This is a genomic window from Streptomyces sp. AB3(2024) (assembly GCF_041862025.1).
GTDB lineage: Bacteria > Actinomycetota > Actinomycetes > Streptomycetales > Streptomycetaceae > Streptomyces.
Window position 1 is genome coordinate 1 of sequence record NZ_JBGWAB010000162.1, and the last position, 16,224, is coordinate 16,224.

Consider the following 16,224-nt stretch of genomic DNA (forward strand, 5'->3'; position numbering starts at 1 on the left):
GCGCCGCCCCCGCCGCGGCCGCGGCGCAGGCACGGGCCGCCGGGGGCTCGGCGCTCACGCAGATCCGCACCAGCCAGGCCGTCTGCGGGACCAGCCCGGCGGCGGCGTAGCCGAGGGAGTCCAGGGCTCGGTCGCCGGGCCGGATGCCGACGGCCACGAAGGCGGCGTAGACGACGAGCGGGGCGATCCAGCGCTGCGAGCGCAGCAGCAGCGCCGCCTGGTAACGCAGCAGGGCGGTCATCGCAGTTCCTCCACGGCGCGGATGTGCCAGGGCGGCCGGGCCGTGAGCAGCTCGCGCAGTACGGCGTCGCAGCGGTCCGCGTCCACCGTCAGCAGGAGCCCGCCGCCGGGGGCGGGCACGGCGGCCATGCCGGGGGGCGGGACGGCTCCGGGCGGGCCGACGGCGTGGATGCGCATGGGCACCGGACGCGCCGCCCCGGCCGGGACGGCGGCGGTGACCGGGACCAGGGCGCCGGCCTCGATCCGGTGGTGGGCGTCCGGCCGGCCCGCGAGGCGCGCCGGGTCGTGGTCGACGAAGACCACCGTGCCTCCGGCCGCGGTGCGTTCGGTGACGGCCCGGTCCAGCTCGGCGCGGGCCGGGGCGTCCAGCCCGGTCCACGCCTCGTCGAGGACGAGCAGCCCCGGCCCGGCGAGCAGCGCCTGGGCGACGGCCACCTTCTGGCTGGTCCCCTTCGACAGTTCGGGCAGCGGGGTGCGGGCGTACGCGGCGGCGCCGAACCGCTCCAGTCCCGCGGCCGCCCGGCGGGCCGCCTCCGCGCCGGTCAGGCCGTGCACCCGGCCCAGGTGGGTCAGGTAGGAACCGGCCGTCAGGGGCAGGGCCGGCGGGAAGCGTTCGGGAACGTAGGCGGTCCGGCGCGGGCGGCCCGCGACGCGGCCCTCCGTGGGGGTGTCGACGCCGGCGAGGATCCGCAGCAGGGTGGACTTGCCGCCGCCGTTGCCGCCCTCGATGCGGACCAGGGCCCCGGGCGGGAGTTCCAGGGCGACCCCGCGCAGCACCCAGGGCCGCCGCCGTCCGTAGCGGCGGCCCACTCCGGTGACTTTCAGTGACCCGCCGCCGATTCGGTGACCTCGCTCGGCCGCACGACGACGAAGCCCTCGCCGCTCAGCCTGAGCTGGACGGCCTCGCCGGAGCCGCCGCGGATCATCGAGCCGACCGACTGGGAGCGGTGCAGCCCGGTGTCCAGGGAGGCGCTCCAGCCGACGACCGCGTCCGTGTCCACGTACACCGGTGCCTGCGGGGTCACCGGGATGATGATCGGGTGGCCGTCGCAGACGACGGCGAGCTTGCCGGTACCGGTGAAGAGGCTGTTGAAGAGGCCGCCGCCGGTCATCCCGGCGCCCTTCACCATCCTTATCTCGTAGGACAGCGTCGGGTCGAAGCACAGGACGTTGCGCCCGTTGATGGTGAAGGCGTCGCCCGGCTCGAAGTCGATGATGAAGCAGTTGCCCGCCTCGTGGGCGAACCAGGCCTCGCCCTGCCCGCGTACGGACATCAGCGCGAGCCCCTCGCCGGTGACGGCGCGCTTGAGCATGCCGCCTATGCCCTGGCCCTTGCGCTCGAACCGGAGGTCGCCGCGGAAGGCGACCATCGAGCCCTGACGGGCCAGCATCTCGCCGTTGACGGCGTACTTGACGGACTTGGCGTTCTGGAGGGTCATGCCCGGTGCGGTGGCCGGTCGGGCCAGGTTCTCGGACGCGAAAAGATCACTCTGCATGGCCCCGATCCTCGCCCGGAGCACATACCCGGGACATCCTCCTACAGGCGGAGGCTGGCATCCTTGGGCGGATGAGCACGAAGGACGCACCCAAGACCTCAGAGGTACCCGCCGTCGGCGCGGACAGCCCGTTCCGGCAGGGACACGCGGCACGCGACGAGGCGCCGCAGTTCGTCCTGCCGCTGGTCGTGCGGATCGAGAAGACGGACCCGCCGGCCCGGACCGACGCGCTGGAGACGGCGGCCCGCGCGGTCCTGGTGCTGCTGACGGACGAACGGGCGCACGGCGAGGGCGAGTGGGCCGAGGCCGTGCGCGACTGGCAGGACGCCCGGATCCGCAAGGTGGTGCGGCGGGCGCGCGGGGCGGAGTGGCGCAAGGCGGGGACCCTGCCGGGCGTCACGGTGCACGGCGAGCGGGCCGAGGTCCGGGTCTTCCCGCCGGTGCCGCTCGACGGATGGCCCAAGGAGCTGGCCAAGCTGCAGGTTTCGGGCACCGACCTGGACGACCCCGATCCGGCGAGCGCAGCACCGGCGGCCCCCGACGCCGCGGAGCTGCCGGTGCTGTGGCTGAACCCGGACCTCGACATGTCGGCCGGGAAGGCGATGGCCCAGGCCGGGCACGCGGCGCAGCTGGCCTGGTGGGAACTGACGCCGGCCGAGCGGGACGCGTGGCGGGAGTCCGGTTTCCGGCTGGCCGTGCGCACCGCCGCGCGCGAGCGGTGGGCCGCGCTCAGCGGGAGCGGGCTGCCGGTGGTGCGCGACGCCGGGTTCACCGAGATCGCCCCGGGCAGCTGCACGGTCGCGGCCGACCACCCGGCCCTGCGGGCCCGGCTGTGAACCGGCGCGCCCTGCTACCCGGACGCCGGCCCGCGGCCGGCGACCGGCACTGAGGGCCGCCGTACCGGTGCGGCCCAGACGGGAACCTCAAATGTTGCTCTGAACGTCCCCTTACGGTGGTTGGCCCGATCCCGTCCGGGCCATGACATCCGCACGGCGTCCAAGGCGTCAAAGCCTTCGGCCTGCGCAGATCCCGTTACCGCGGGCTGGCCAAGACGCAACTTCAGCACCACCTCACCGGCGCCGCGATCAACTTCACCCGCCTCGATGCCTGGCTCACCGGCACACCGCTGGCCCCCACCCGCATCTCCCCATTCGCAGCACTCCGTCCCGCCGGATAGACCAGCGGGACGGACTTTGCCAACAGCGTCCGCCTCCGGGCGGGAGGGGGCGTCTTCGCGCGCTCACGAACGGGAGCCCCAACCGGCAACCGGTCAGGGCTCTTTCCGTTCACCCGCCACCCGGCGGCGAGTACCGTCCCAGTAGGCCTACTACGCAGGACGGAGCAAAGACAGAATGCCCCAGAACCCTGTCGCTGGCACGGGTACGCGCATCGCCGCGTACCGGAGACTGTGCCGGCTCACCCAGACGCAGCTCGCCACCAAGGCGAACATCTCGTACAGCCTCCTCGTGAAGGTCGAACAGGGAAGGCGCCCCGCCTCGGGCCCCCTGGTCGCCGCTGTCGCCCGCGCCCTGGGCGTCCCCGTCACCACCTTCACCGGGCAGCCTTACGCGACCGACCACGCCCACGACCGCCTCGACGGCCCCTTGGCTGACCTGCGGGCCTCCCTGGACAACTGGGATTTGCCCCTGGATGAGGTTGCCGTCCGCGGCATGTCGGAAATCGGTGCCGACGTCCGCCTGGTCCTCGAAGCCCGGCGCGCATCCAACTACGCGAAGATCGTTTCCATGGCGCCGTCGCTGATCGACGAGCTGGTGCAGGTCTCGCAGACCGCGACCGGTGAAGCCGAGGAGCGGGCCAACCGGATGCTCGTGCACGTCTACCGGTCCGCCTACGACGTCGCATACAACCTCGGCCTCTCGGACCTCGTGTCGCTGCTGCTGTCCCGGATGGACTACTCCGTCGGCCGGGGTAACGACCCCTACCTGATGGCCCTGCACCACTACATGCGCGCCTACGCCACCTTCTCGACGGGCCGCCTGGAGGTCGGGCAGGCCATCATCAGTAGAGCCTTGACGATCGTCGAGGACGGCGTCAGGGCGGCCGAGGTGCCTGCTCTTTGCTCCGCGGGGAACCTGCGTCTCAGAGCCGCCATGCTGGCCTGCCGCCGTGGGGACGCCGACACCGCCCGGGGAGAACTGTCCGAAGCGCGACAGCTCGCCAACCAGCTCGGCCGGGAGGTCACCGGAGGTGGCAACGACGGCCCCCACGTCCAGAGCTTCGGCCCGACCAACGTGGCCATCCATGCATCCGCCGTGGAGATGGAACTGGGCAACCACGGCCGAGCCCTGCAACTCGCCAAGGAGGTACGACCCCCGGCCGACTACTTCCCTGACCGGCTCGGGCACTTCTGGATCGACACCGCCCGCGCGCAGCTGTCCACCGGGAAGACGGACGCCGCCCTCTCCTCACTCTTCAAGGCGCGGGCCGTGGCCCCTCAGCAGGCCAAATATCACCCCAGTGTGCGGGAGACCGTCAGCGGCCTCGTGCACGCGGCACGGCGCGCCCCGGACACGTTGATCGGGTACGCGTCATGGTGTGGAGCCGAGCTCTAGCCTCCCCAGTCACACACACCACGCCTGTTACACAGCGTCCCGCAACTGTCACAACCTGTGCCAGTTACGGGGCGCTGTCGCGCGTTCACTGGTCATACGCGACCCCGACCGGGCCGTGCCCCCTCCAGACCGAGGAGCGCGCCATGACCGAGCCCCTGCCTCGCAGAACCACGCCGATGCGCCAGGCCCAGGACCAGCCGGGGGAGGGCCTTCCCGGGACCGCGTTCGTCGCACCGGCGGACGTGGGCGCGTACGGTCAGCCCTCGCTGGCCCTGATCGCGCGAGCCAACCGCGGCTGGCGCAACCTCGACGCCCTGCACGGTGGCAGCGCTCCCGGTCTCCCCCGTAACAGGCTCGGGATGGACCTCCTGGACGGCTCCTCGACCAGACCGCCCTCTGTGTTCGAGCCCAGCGCGGACCTGTATAAGCAGGCCCGGGCCGGGTGGGAGCGCTTCCTCGGCACTGCGTCGGAGGTCTGCGGTGGGTGAGCACTACGAGTACCAGCCTCACCGTCTGCTCCGGAGGCGGGTCCGTGACATCGCGTCCGGCGTCGAGGGTAAGTTGATGGCCGTCGTCACTGAGGACGTCTCGGATTCTCCCGCGTACGAGCGCTTGGTCGACCTGGCCTACATCCGCAACAAGTCCGGCCGCGAGTTCACCACGGCAGTAAACAACATCGAGCCGGCGTGACGAACGAGCTGCACTGGCACGCGTACGCGTACACGAGTCCCCAAGGAGTCGTCCCAGGTGACGACGAGGCGCCATTCGACGCGGACGACTGGCTGAGGCGCCCGGCCAGAGCGATCACGGCCACGTTCGAGAAGCCCGAGGCGGCCGCCGTGTGGATGCATCAGCAACTCGCCGCGAATCCACCGTGGTCGGAGGGCGAGCACGGGTACGCGCACGCGACGCTGTTCACCCGCCAGTACCTCCACATCGACCAGGACCAGACGCCGTGGGCCTACTACCTCGACCGTCACGACCGGATCGTCATGCGCTTGCTGGCTCCGTGCCCGCGGCCACGTCCTCCCTCCAGGCCGGCCGAGCTGTACCCCTGGGAGAAGCCCCCGCCACCGTGCCCGCTGGGCGCTCCCACCCCCTAAGACCCCGTCTGGCCGCACAGCTCCTGCGGCTGACGGCGCCGTAGGTCTGCTGCCGCTGCGTTACCCGCCGCACCGCCCCCATCAACCACCACCACCGATTGGACTGCCGTGCCTTACGTACAAGTACCTCAAGCCTGGACCTTAGAGACAGGCGGCGACAAGACCCTTTTGGTCACCGCCACCAACGTCCTGGAAGCCCTCGACAGTCTCGCAGAGCTCTTCCCCTCGGTCCGCAAGCGTGTCTTCACCGGCCAGGGGCACGTCGCCAGCTGGGTCACCGTCTCCGTCGGCGGCGAGCTGATCCCCGGCCGGGCCGCCGCAGAAACCCTCATCAGCGCCGACGAGACCGTGATGGTCATTCCCGCCATGGCGGGAGGCTGAGATGACGACAACGACGACCGAGCCCCTGATCGCGGTACCCGCCGGCTACCTCCGACGCGGCACCACCGAACAGCAGCTGGACCGCATCGCTAGCGAGCAGCACCTCCCGCACGCCTGGTTCGAGGACGAAGCGCCCCGGGCCGTCGTGGAGCTGCCCGCCTTCCTCATCAGCCGCACCCTCGTCACCAACGCCGAGTACGCCGCGTTCACGAAGGCCACCGGCTTCCGCACCCATGCCGAGGAACGCGGCTTCGGCCTGGTCTACGGCGAGCAGTTCTGGGAGGAAAGCGAGGGGGCGTGCTGGCGATACCCGGCCGGCCCGTGGGGCCGTGCTGGCGGGACCTGCCGGACCACCCCGCAGTACACCTGTGCGCCACCGACGCCGACGCCTATGCCGCCTGGGCGGGGCTGCGCCTGCCGACCGAGGCTGAGTGGGAGTACGCGGCCCGTGGCCCGCAGGCTCTCGAGTGGCCCTGGGGCAACGAGTTCGACGCCGACGCCTGCAACAGCGCCGAGTACTGGAGCCGCGGCCCCATCACCGGGGGCGCCGGCTGGGCTGGCTGGTGGCAGCGGCACCGCAAGGGCAACGAGACCGTCCTGCCCTCCACCACGCCGGTGGGCGCGTTCCCGTCCGGCGCCTCGCCGTTCGGCGTACTCGACATGGCCGGGAACGCCATGGAGTGGACGGCGAGCATCTACCAGCCGTACGACCCCGACCGCTCGTACGGCGACCTCTACGACCAGCTCGCCGGCCTCTACCGAGTCGCCCGGGGTGGCAGCTGGATGAACTTCCGCTACCAGTGCCGGGCTGCGGAACGGCTGGCCGGCAACGCCCAGTACAGCAACTTCCAGACCGGGTTCCGGTGCGCCGGAAACCTCGACGCCACGGGAGATGACGCATGAAGGTGCTGATCACCGGCGGCGCCGGCTACATCGGCTCGACCATCGCCTCGGCCTGCGCCGACGAAGGCATCACCCCTGTCATCCTCGACAACCTTGCCACCGGCCGCCTCGAGTACCTCAGCCACCGCGCGGCCTATCAGGGTGACATCGCCGATGGAGCCCTCATCGACAGGATCTGGGAGGATCACCCCGATCTGTACTCCGTGATCCACTGTGCCGCCCTCAGCACGGTGCCCGAGTCGACCGCCGATCCGATCCGGTACTACCGGGAGAACCTGGGCGGCACGATCTCCCTCACCGAGCACCTGCTCCGCAACGGGTGCAGGCGCATCCTGTTCGCCTCGCCGGCATCCGTCTACGGGTCCACCGCCACCACCGTGACGGAGAGGGACGGCCTCGACCCGGCCAGCCCCTACGCCCGCACCAAGGCCGGGTGTGAGGCGTTCCTCAAGGACACCAGCGCAGCCACCGGCCTGGCAGTGATCGCCATGCGCTACGCCAACCCGATCGGCACCGACCCGCTGCTCCGTACCGGCCTCCAGATCGACAAGCCCACCCACCTCCTCGGCCGGCTGATCTCGGCTGCCGAGGACGACACGCCGTTCACCCTCACGGGTAACGACTGGCCCACGAGGGACGGCTCAGGGTTGCGCGACTTTATCCACGTCTGGGACCTCGCCACCGCACACGTGCGCGCGCTTCAGCGCTTCGACGAGGTCACCGCCGAGATCCCCTTCCACGCCCTCAACATCTCCAGTGGCACCGGCACCACGGTGCGCGAACTGGCGCAAGCCTTCCAGGGGGTCACAGGGCACACCATCAGTCTGAAGGAGGCACCGGCGCGGCCAGGCGATGTCGCCGGTTTCACCATGGACAACGGCCGCGCCAGGCGCCTCCTCGTCTGGTCCCCCAAGCTGACCGTCACGGAGGCCATCCAGCACGCGATGGAGTGGCGCCCCGTACGCGCGCGCATGCTGACGTAGGGCACCATGCCAACAGCACCGCGGCGGCGCAGTTTTCTGCGCCGCCCCCTCCCAGCCCGACCGGGCAGCACTACTGCACCGACGAACGAGGAACAAACCCTTGAAGGTACTCATCGCGGGGGGGCGCCGGCTTCATCGGCAGCACCATCGCCTCCGCCTGCATTGACAACGGCATCACCCCCGTCATCCTCGACAACCTCGCGACAGGCCGCCGCGAGTTCACCGACGGCCGCATCTTCTACGAGGGCGACATCAGCGATGGGACCCTGATCAACCGGCTTTTCACCGAGCACCCCGACATCCGGACCGTCGTCGACTGCGCCGCGCTGATCGTCGTCCCCGACTCGGTCGCCAACCCGCTCGGCTACTACCGCGAGAACGTCGCCAAAGGCATCGAGTTCCTCGAGCACCTGGTGCGTAACAACTGCCGGAACCTCCTTTTCAGCAGCTCGGCATCCATCTACCAGGCGGACCCCGCAGACTTCTCCGTCGACGAGGAGTCCCCCCTCGAAACCCTCAGCCCGTACGCCCGCACCAAGGCGACGTTCGAGACGATCCTGCGCGACGTCGCCGAAGCCGGAACCCTCAACGTCGTCTCGCTGCGCTACTTCAACCCGATCGGCGCCGACCCTCAGCTCCGCACCGGTCTCCAGGTCCGCACGCCCACGCACGCCCTGGGCAAGATGATCGATATGCACCACGCGGGCGAACCGTTCTCCATCACCGGGACCGACTACCCCACCCACGACGGGACTGGCATCCGTGACTACGTCCACGTCTGGGACCTCGCCGCCGCACACGTCAAGGCCATCGAACGGTTCGAAGCCGTCACCCGCACCGCCCCCTACCGCGTCATCAACCTGGGCACTGGCCGAGGGACAACCGTCCGCGAGCTCGTCACCGCCTTCGAAGCCGTCACCGGAACCCCGCTGACGGCCGTCGAGACCGACCGCAGGCCCGGCGACTCGGCGGGCGCCTACGCTCGCGTCGACCTCGCCCAAGAGCTCCTCGGCTGGAAGGCGGAGCACTCCGTCGAGGACGGCATCCGTGATTCCCTGCGCTGGTACGACAAGCGCGACGCGGTGATCGGCGCGGGCGAGTAGCTGGAACCAGCCCCGACTGGCCCCCTCCCCGCGGCCGGGAGAGCCCGCGTCGCCCCCGACCGCCCAGACCCTGGAGGCCCGATGGACCCTCACGGCAACCACATGCTCGGCTGGCCCGCACCGCCCGCGCAGCAGGGGACCGAGGAGCATTGGACCGTCATCGCCGGGCAAGTCCGGCACGCCGCAAACAAGCTCGGCCCCGCGCTGCCGCTGTGCATGCCCGGTGAGCCGCAGCAGTGCGGCCGTCCGCACAGCAGCACGCGTTGGCGTGGGCAGCCGAGCTGAAGGCCCGCTCGCACCACCTGATACTCCTGAGAGGCAGTCCAGGACCCCGGGGCCCGCTACTATCGCCTGGATCTTGCACGAATCAGTACATGAGTGTCCTTGGGGGTCATCGAGATCGCCCCCGGCTCCTGCACCGTGGTCTCGGACCACCCGGCCCTGCGGGCCCGGCTCTGACGCCGGGAACCTCAAATGTTGCTCTGAACGTCCCCTTCCCACGGTTGACCCCGCACCGCCGGGGCCATCACTCGGACATACGGACCGCCGGGCACGGATGCGGGCCGGTGAGCACCGGCGGGGGCCGGCGAAAGGGGGCGAGGGGGACCATGAAGCCCATGGCACGCCTGGGGGTGGGCATCGGCTGGCGGCCGGAGATCGCGGACGCCGTGGAGCGGCTGGAACACCTGGACTGGGTCGAGGTCGTCGCCGAGAACGTCTGCCCGGGTCATCTGCCCGAGTCTCTGCTGCGGCTGCGCGAGCGCGGGGTGCGGGTCGTCCCGCACGGGGTCTCGCTGGGTCTGGGCGGCGCCGACCGTCCCGATCCGGCGAAGCTGGCCGCGCTCGGGGAGCGGGCGGTGGCCCTGGGGGCGCCGCTGGTCACCGAGCACATCGCCTTCGTACGCACTTCCTCCCCCGTGCTGGAGGCCGGACACCTGCTGCCGGTGCCGCGCACCCGGGACGCGCTGGACGTGCTCTGCGAGAACGTCCGGATCGCGCAGGACGCGCTGCCGGTGCCGCTGGCACTGGAGAACATCGCCGCGCTGGTCTCCTGGCCCGGGGAGGAGCTGACGGAGGCACGGTTCCTGACGGAGCTGGTGGAACGGACCGGCGTACGGCTGCTCGTCGACGTGGCCAACCTGCACACGAACCGGGTGAACCGCGGCGAGGACCCGTCGGCGGTGCTGGACGGGATCCCGCTGGAGGCCCTCGCGTACGTGCACGTGGCCGGGGGCGTGGAGCGCGACGGCGTGTGGCACGACACCCACGCGCACCCGGTTCCGCCGGTGGTGCTCGACGTGCTGGCGGCGCTGCGGGAGCGGGTGGACCCGCCGGGGGTCCTGCTGGAGCGGGACGACGACTTCCCCGCGGAGGCGGAACTGGCCGCCGAACTGGTCCGGATCCGCGAGGTGGTGACGGCCGGCGGCAGTGGCGCGGGCCGCGGCCCGGGGGCCACGCCCGCCGGCGCGGGCACGTCCGGCACCGCGATACCCGTCGGCGGTGCCGGGGGTGTCCGGGGGCTCGACGCCGCCCGTACCCGCGTGGGGCTCGGGCAGGCGGCCCTGCTGTCGGCTCTGGTCGCCGGTACCCCGGTGCCCGAGGGCTTCGACCGTCAGCGGATCCGGGTCCAGGCCCGGGCCCTGGCCGCCAAGCGGGCCTCGGTCGTCGCGAAGGTCGCGCCCGAGCTGCCGGGGATCCTGGGCGGGCCCGGCTCCTACCGCGAGGCCTTCCTCGGCTACGCCCGCCACCGCCCCATGACGTCCGGGTACCGCCGCGACGCCCTGGACTTCGCCGAGCACCTGCTGATCCAGGACCTGCCCGCCGACCCGGCCGCCCGCCGCCGGCTCACCGCCTGGTGGCGGGACCGGACCGGGGTCCGGCCGCCGGGCCGCCTCGTGCGCTGGGCCCGCACCCTGACGGGGAGAGCCGCGTGAACGCCGTCGCCATCGCCGTCTGGGCCGCCGTCCTCGGCTCCAGCGCGCTGCTGCTGCGCGCCCTGTTCCGGGCGAGGCCCCGGGTGCCCGGGACCTCGCCCACCCTGCACGACCTGTCGGAGGCCGCCTTCCTGGCGGGCGGTCCCGGCGCGGTCGTCGACGCCGCGCTCGTCTCGCTGCTGGGCGACGGCCGGCTGGCGGGCGGCGGCCCCGGCATCGTCCAGGCGCGGCCCGGGGCGCCGGCCACGGACCCCGCCGAGCGCGCCGTGCTGCTGGCGCTGCGTCAGGCACCCTCGGGGTGGCTGTACCAGGTGCGCTACGCCGCCATGCTCGACCCGTCCGTCCAGGAGACCGGGGACGGGCTGGCGGCCCGCGGGCTGATCGCTCCGCCCGGCACGGGGCGCGGGCTGCGGCGGTGGGGGCTGGTCCAGGCCCTGGTGTGCGGGATGCTGGTGCCGGTGTCGCTGCCGCTGACCTTCGTGGCGTGGGCCCTGGATCCAGCCCCCCAGGTGCCGTTCATCCTCAAGGTGCTTCCCGCGCTGCTGGCCGGGATCGCCGTCGGCGGCGTGTGCGCGAAGCGGGCCCGGCGGCGGATCACCCCGGCGGGCCGGGCCGCGCTGGCCGGGATGCGGGCGCGGTACGCGGGCGACCCGGCCGAGCACGTGCAGACGGCCCTGTTCGGGCTGCGGGGCCTGCGGGATCCGGAGCTGCGGCGGCAGCTGCTGCCCGCCGCACGGAGCACGCGGCTGGCCGCGGCCCAGTCGCGGAACCGTACGCGTACCGGTACCGGGCCGCACGGCTCGCGCGCGTCTTCGACGTCGCACACGTCGCACACGTCGCGCACGTCGTCCACCTCGTCCGCCGACCTCCTCCCGGTGTTCTGGTGCGCCGCGAGCGACGGCGGCTCCTCCACCGGTTCGGGCGGCTGCGGTTCCTCGGGCAGCGGCTGCGGGGGGTCCTCCGGATCCGGCTGCGGGGGCGGCGGTTCGAGTTGCGGCAGCAGCGGTTCGAGCTGTGGCAGCAGCGGTTCCAGCTGTTCCGGCAGCAGCTCCAGCTGTGGCGGCAGCAGCTCCAGCTGTTCCAGCAGCAGCTCCAGCTGCGGCAGCAGTTCCTGATCCCGCGTACGGCAACCGGGGGTAGCGGCGGCGACACCCGGGCGCGGGCCTGTACAGCGGTACGGCCTTGACATCTCATCGGATCGGACGATGAGACGAAGGGGTCGCGATGCGGACGAGGCGTACACACCGTTACGGAGCCGCCGCCGCGCTCCTCTCCCTCGCCCTGTGCCTCCCGGCCCCCGCCGCGACCGCCGCCCCCCGGGACGCCCGCACCGCCGCCGAGGACGCCGGGGCCGAACTGGCCGCCCGCCGGGCCGGCGCCGCCCGGCTCGGCTTCGGTCCCTGCCCCGCCGCCGAGGAACTGCCCGGGGCCGTGCGCTGCGCGGCACTGCGGGTCCCGCTGGACTACGCCCGCCCGGGGGGCCCGCAGATCTCCCTCACCGTCAGCCGGATCCCGGCCACCGGCCGTGGGAACGCCGTCCGACAGGGCTCGCTCGTGTACAACCCGGGCGGCCCCGGGGCGTCGGGGACCTACTTCCCGCTGCTCGGGGGCCGCCCCGCGTGGAGCCGGATCGCGGCCGCCTACGACCTCGTCGGCTACGCCCCGCGCGGAGTGGGCCGTTCGGCCCCGCTGTCCTGCCAGGACCCGGACGAACGGCCGCAGGGCCCCACCCAGGTCCCGGCCGTGCCCCCACCGGCCTACAAGCGGGAGCGGCTCGCCGCCGCACGGGCCTACGCGCGGGGCTGCGCCCGGCACGCCGGCGCCGCGCTCGCGCACTACACGACCCTGAACAACGTCCGTGACCTGTACGTGCTGCGGGCCGCGCTCGGCGAGCGCCGGCTGACCTTCGTGGGGGCCTCGTACGGGACCTACCTGGGGGCCGTGTACGCGACCCGGTACCCGGACCACGTGCGCCGCATGGTGTTCGACTCGGCCGTCGACCCCGATCCGCGCCGCATCTGGTACCTCGGCAACCTCGCCCAGGCACCCGCCTTCGAGCGCCGCTGGGCCGACTTCCTCGCCTGGACCGCCCGGCACCACTCCGTGTACGGGCTGGGTGCCACGCCCGGGGCGGTACGGGCGGCTTACGAGCGGGTCCGCGCGACGGTGGCCCGCACTCCCGCGGGCGGGGTCGTGGGGACCGGCGAACTGCACGCCGCGTACCTCCAGACGGCGTACTACGACGACGTCTGGCCGGAGCGGGCCGCGGCCCTGGCGGCCTTCCTGCGCGGGGACTCGGAGCCGTTGACACGTCAGGCCGCGCGCGATCCGCGGACGGCGGCGGAGGCGGAGAACGCGACCGCCGTGTACACGGCGGTGCTGTGCAACGACGCCCCGTGGCCCGCCGACTGGGAGACCTGGGACCGCGACAACACCGAACTGGCCCGCCGCGCGCCCTTCGAGACCTGGGCCAACGCCTTCCTGAACCTGCCGTGCGCCTCCTGGCCGGTGGCCGGGCGGCAGCGCCCCGCCGACGTCGGGGCGGGTCCGGGGCGGCTGCCCCCCACGCTGATCGTGGCGGCGGAACGGGACGGGGCGACCCCGTACCCGGGTGCGCTGGAGCTGCAACGGCGGCTCGGCGGCGGGGCCTCGCTGGTCACGGAGGAGGGAGCCGGCACCCACGGGGTGGCCGGCGGACGCAACGGCTGCGTGGACCGGCGGGTGGAGCGGTACCTGCTCACGGGCGCCACCCCGGGGTGGCGCGTCACGTGTGCGCCGCATCCGGAGCCCGCACCGGTGTCGCTGGACGACCGGGCAGCGGGCGCTCCCAGGGCGCTGCTGCCGCCAGTCGTCTGAACTTCCGGGCGGGGTCTCCGGCTGCGTCGATTCGGGGGCAGGGCCTCCCGATCCCCGGAGGCCGCTCTTGTGTCACGAGCGGTCCCCCGGACCTTCCCCCCAGGGGAGGTCTAGGCGAGTCCGGCCACCAGATCGGCGACGGACTTGCGGCGCCCGGTGTAGAAGGGCACCTCTTCGCGGACGTGCATCCGGGCCTCGGAGGCACGCAGGTGACGCATGAGGTCGACGATGCGGTAGAGCTCGTCCGCCTCGAAGGCCAGCAGCCACTCGTAGTCGCCCAGCGAGAACGAGGCCACGGTGTTGGCGCGCACGTCCGGGTAACCGCGGGCCATCTTGCCGTGGTCGGCGAGCATGCGGCGGCGGTCCTCGTCGGGCAGCAGGTACCAGTCGTACGAGCGCACGAAGGGGTAGACGCTGACGTAGTCGCGGGCGACCTCGTCGGCCAGGAAGGCCGGGATGTGGGACTTGTTGAACTCGGCCGGGCGGTGCAGGGCCATGTTCGACCAGACCGGCTCCAGGGCGCGGCCCAGCTTGGTGCGGCGGAAGAGGTTGTACGCGGTCTGCAGCTCGTCCGCGGTCTCCGCGTGCCACCAGACCATGATGTCGGCGTCGGCGCGCAGGCCGGAGAGGTCGTAGGTGCCGCGGACGGTGATGTCCTTGGCGGCCAGCTGGTCGAAGAGCTCCTGGACCTCGTCGGCGAAGCCGGTGCGGTCCTCCGGGAGGATGTCCTTCAGCTTGAAGACGGACCACAGGGTGTAACGGATGACCTCGTTGAGGTCCTTCGCCTTCTTCCCCGCGTTGGGGATCTTCTCTGGTGCAGTCATGTGTCCATTGTCCCGTGTACTGATCAGTGGTCCGTGCCAGGGGTGGCCATCGCGGCCATCCCGGCCGTCACCGCGTCGGCGGCCTTCCCGGCGCTCGCGACGCAGGCCGGGATCCCGACCCCGTCGTAGACGGCTCCGCAGACGGCGAAGCCCGGCAGCTCGGCCACGGCGGCCCGGATCCGGGCGACCCGGGCGAGGTGGCCCACGGGGTACTGCGGCAGTCCGCCGTCCCAGCGGGTGACGGTGGAGGCCACCGGCCGGGCCGCGAGGCCGACGGCCTCGCCGAGGTCGGTGAGGGAGACGTCGACCAGCTCGCCGTCCTCGCGCCCGAGGTCGCCCTCGTCGCCGTGCCGGCCGACGGAGGTCCGCAGGAGGAACAGGTCCGGATCGGCTCCGGCCCAGGCCCACTTGTTGCTGGAGAAGGTGGAGGCTTTGATCGTCCGGCCGTCGACGGGCGGTACGAGGAACCCGCTGGCGCCGCCCCCGGCGATCGGGGCGGGCAGGTCGGAGCGCCGGAAGGCCATCGTGACCAGGGCCATGGAGGCGTACTCGACCTCGTGCAGCGCGGCGGCCGCGGCCGGGGCGAGCGCCCCGAGCAGCCGGGCGGCGGGCCCGGCCGGGACGGCGAGGACCACCCCGTCGGCGTCGAGGACCTCGTCGGCGGTCGTGATCCGCCAGCCCCCGGGCGTCCGGCCGATCCCGCTCACGGCGGCGCCGGTCAGGATCCGCGCCCCGGCGGCCCTGCAGGCGTCGGCGACGGCGATCGGCAGTCGGCCGATGCCGCCGGAGATCCCGGCGAAGAAGGCGCCGGTGGCCGCCGCGCCGATGACGGTGGTCCGCTCCGCGGCCGCCGCCTGGACCGCGCGGACGCTCCCGGTCAGCGTGGGGTGGGTGCGCACGGCCTCGAAGAGCGCGGGGACGGCGGCGCGCATCGAGATCCGGTAGGCGTCGCCCGCGTAGACCCCGCCGAGCAGCGGTTCGACCAGCCGGTCCACGACCTCGCGGCCCATCCGGGCGGCGACGTACGCGCCGACGGCCACGTCGTCGCCGACCTCCGTGGGCGGGAGGCCGGTGTCGGCGGCGATGCGGGCGAGGCCCTCGGCGGACAGGACGCCGGAGGCCGCGAGCGGGGCCGTGTCGCCGGGCACGCCCATGACGTGGCCGCGCGGCATCGGGCGCAGCGCGCCCCGGGTCCACAGGTGGGCGGTCGCGGTGGCGGGCGGCTGGAGCGCGTCGCCGAGCCCCACGGCCCGGGCCAGGTCCACGGCTTCGGGGCGGCGGGCGAGGACGGACTCGGCGCCGAGGTCGACGGGGACCCCGGCGAGCTCGCCCGCGTACAGCTTGCCGCCGAGGCGCGGACCGGCCTCCAGGAGGGTGACGCGGACGCCGTCGGCGAGCAGCCGGTGGGCGGCCGCGAGGCCCGCGATGCCGCCGCCGATGACGACGACGTGGCGGGTGGGGGCCTGCCGGTCCGTACGCATGTCCGCTTCGTGCATGGACACATGGTCTCAGACCCCCCGGCGAGGCCGGAACGTGACCGCATCGGGACTGCTCCGCAACCGTGCGTACGAAACCCGCGGCCCCACCCTGAACGTCGAAGCGGCGACATCAGCCGATCCCCGGGGGGTACTGACGATGCGCTCGACCCACACGTTCGACACCGGACGCCGTACGGCGGCGGCGCTGGCCGCGCTGTCGCTGGCCGGCGCCCTCGTGCTCACCGGCTGCGGCGCCGACGGCTCCGGCGGGTCCTCCGACAAGGCGGCCGTGGCGCCCGCGGCCCGGGGCGAGGGCGCGCCGGGCGAGATAGGAAGAGCGTCGTGTTTGG

17 protein-coding genes and 4 pseudogenes are annotated in these 16,224 nt (G+C 73.1%); 16 read left to right on the forward strand and 5 right to left on the reverse strand.

Annotation, left to right across the window (positions count from 1 at the left end):
- From ACEPPI_RS36170 to ACEPPI_RS36180, 3 genes and pseudogenes are all read right to left on the reverse strand, one after another.
- Nucleotides 1-241: pseudogene (locus ACEPPI_RS36170) on the reverse strand (ABC transporter); the annotation flags it as partial.
- A complete protein-coding gene (locus ACEPPI_RS36175) occupies nucleotides 238-1,065 on the reverse strand; it encodes an ATP-binding cassette domain-containing protein (RefSeq protein WP_373919515.1) in 828 nt (275 codons plus the stop codon). The gene ACEPPI_RS36175 and the pseudogene ACEPPI_RS36170, both read right to left, overlap by 4 nt.
- Nucleotides 1,062-1,736, reverse strand: coding sequence for an AIM24 family protein (locus tag ACEPPI_RS36180; RefSeq protein WP_373919498.1), 675 nt, complete (start codon nucleotides 1,734-1,736; stop codon nucleotides 1,062-1,064). Before ACEPPI_RS36180 ends, ACEPPI_RS36175 begins: the two co-directional genes overlap by 4 nt.
- Nucleotides 1,737-1,807: 71 nt before the next feature.
- On the opposite strand from ACEPPI_RS36180, the gene ACEPPI_RS36185 reads away from it, so the two are divergent.
- The 15 genes and pseudogenes from ACEPPI_RS36185 to ACEPPI_RS36255 all read left to right on the forward strand — a co-directional run bounded on the left by ACEPPI_RS36185 (nucleotide 1,808) and on the right by ACEPPI_RS36255 (nucleotide 13,572).
- A complete protein-coding gene (locus ACEPPI_RS36185) occupies nucleotides 1,808-2,572 on the forward strand; it encodes an aminoacyl-tRNA hydrolase (RefSeq protein ID WP_373919499.1) in 765 nt (254 codons plus the stop codon).
- Nucleotides 2,573-2,733: 161 nt separating this feature from the next.
- Nucleotides 2,734-2,913, forward strand: a pseudogene (locus ACEPPI_RS36190) (transposase); the annotation flags it as partial.
- A gap of 175 nt (nucleotides 2,914-3,088) precedes the next feature.
- Nucleotides 3,089-4,309: a helix-turn-helix domain-containing protein gene (locus tag ACEPPI_RS36195; protein ID WP_373919500.1), complete on the forward strand. Its 1,221-nt coding sequence runs from the start codon at nucleotides 3,089-3,091 to the stop codon at nucleotides 4,307-4,309.
- Nucleotides 4,310-4,452: 143 nt separating this feature from the next.
- Complete coding sequence (locus tag ACEPPI_RS36200; protein WP_373919502.1) at nucleotides 4,453-4,797, forward strand: hypothetical protein; 345 nt, start codon at nucleotides 4,453-4,455, stop codon at nucleotides 4,795-4,797.
- The gene (locus ACEPPI_RS36205) at nucleotides 4,790-4,999 is read left to right on the forward strand and encodes a hypothetical protein (RefSeq protein WP_373919503.1); all 210 of its coding nucleotides are present in this window, start codon (nucleotides 4,790-4,792) and stop codon (nucleotides 4,997-4,999) included. The genes ACEPPI_RS36200 and ACEPPI_RS36205 overlap by 8 nt, the downstream gene beginning before the upstream one ends.
- Nucleotides 4,996-5,412 carry a hypothetical protein gene (locus ACEPPI_RS36210; protein ID WP_373919504.1) on the forward strand — a complete coding sequence of 139 codons (417 nt, stop codon included), beginning with the start codon at nucleotides 4,996-4,998 and terminating at the stop codon, nucleotides 5,410-5,412. Before ACEPPI_RS36205 ends, ACEPPI_RS36210 begins: the two co-directional genes overlap by 4 nt.
- A gap of 168 nt (nucleotides 5,413-5,580) precedes the next feature.
- Nucleotides 5,581-5,793, forward strand: coding sequence for a MoaD/ThiS family protein (locus ACEPPI_RS36215; protein ID WP_373919505.1), 213 nt, complete (start codon nucleotides 5,581-5,583; stop codon nucleotides 5,791-5,793).
- 1 nt (nucleotide 5,794) lies between these two features.
- Nucleotides 5,795-6,052: pseudogene (locus ACEPPI_RS36220) on the forward strand (SUMF1/EgtB/PvdO family nonheme iron enzyme); the annotation flags it as partial.
- 38 nt (nucleotides 6,053-6,090) lie between these two features.
- Nucleotides 6,091-6,696, forward strand: a complete 606-nt coding sequence (locus tag ACEPPI_RS36225; protein WP_373919506.1) for a formylglycine-generating enzyme family protein — start codon at nucleotides 6,091-6,093, stop codon at nucleotides 6,694-6,696.
- The gene (gene galE / locus ACEPPI_RS36230; protein WP_373919507.1) at nucleotides 6,693-7,679 is read left to right on the forward strand and encodes a UDP-glucose 4-epimerase GalE; all 987 of its coding nucleotides are present in this window, start codon (nucleotides 6,693-6,695) and stop codon (nucleotides 7,677-7,679) included. The genes ACEPPI_RS36225 and galE (ACEPPI_RS36230) overlap by 4 nt, the downstream gene beginning before the upstream one ends.
- Nucleotides 7,680-7,852: 173 nt before the next feature.
- Nucleotides 7,853-8,782, forward strand: a complete 930-nt coding sequence (galE, locus tag ACEPPI_RS36235; RefSeq protein ID WP_373919516.1) for a UDP-glucose 4-epimerase GalE — start codon at nucleotides 7,853-7,855, stop codon at nucleotides 8,780-8,782.
- A gap of 81 nt (nucleotides 8,783-8,863) precedes the next feature.
- On the forward strand, nucleotides 8,864-9,067 hold the full coding sequence (locus ACEPPI_RS36240; protein ID WP_373919508.1) for a hypothetical protein: 204 nt from the start codon (nucleotides 8,864-8,866) through the stop codon (nucleotides 9,065-9,067).
- Nucleotides 9,068-9,399: 332 nt separating this feature from the next.
- The gene (locus ACEPPI_RS36245) at nucleotides 9,400-10,716 is read left to right on the forward strand and encodes a DUF692 domain-containing protein (RefSeq protein ID WP_373919510.1); all 1,317 of its coding nucleotides are present in this window, start codon (nucleotides 9,400-9,402) and stop codon (nucleotides 10,714-10,716) included.
- The gene (locus ACEPPI_RS36250; protein ID WP_373919511.1) at nucleotides 10,713-11,831 is read left to right on the forward strand and encodes a TIGR04222 domain-containing membrane protein; all 1,119 of its coding nucleotides are present in this window, start codon (nucleotides 10,713-10,715) and stop codon (nucleotides 11,829-11,831) included. Before ACEPPI_RS36245 ends, ACEPPI_RS36250 begins: the two co-directional genes overlap by 4 nt.
- A gap of 109 nt (nucleotides 11,832-11,940) precedes the next feature.
- Nucleotides 11,941-13,572, forward strand: a complete 1,632-nt coding sequence (locus tag ACEPPI_RS36255; protein ID WP_373919512.1) for an alpha/beta hydrolase — start codon at nucleotides 11,941-11,943, stop codon at nucleotides 13,570-13,572.
- A 110-nt stretch (nucleotides 13,573-13,682) separates the two neighbouring features.
- Here the strand turns inward: ACEPPI_RS36255 and hemQ are convergent, their stop codons facing one another.
- Entirely contained in the window at nucleotides 13,683-14,396 is a 714-nt protein-coding gene (gene hemQ / locus ACEPPI_RS36260) for a hydrogen peroxide-dependent heme synthase (protein ID WP_373919513.1), read from the reverse strand.
- 23 nt (nucleotides 14,397-14,419) lie between these two features.
- The gene (gene hemG, locus ACEPPI_RS36265) at nucleotides 14,420-15,892 is read right to left on the reverse strand and encodes a protoporphyrinogen oxidase (RefSeq protein WP_373919514.1); all 1,473 of its coding nucleotides are present in this window, start codon (nucleotides 15,890-15,892) and stop codon (nucleotides 14,420-14,422) included.
- Between the two features lie 139 nt (nucleotides 15,893-16,031).
- On the opposite strand from hemG, the pseudogene ACEPPI_RS36270 reads away from it, so the two are divergent.
- Nucleotides 16,032-16,224 (forward strand): annotated as a pseudogene (locus tag ACEPPI_RS36270) (hypothetical protein); the annotation flags it as partial.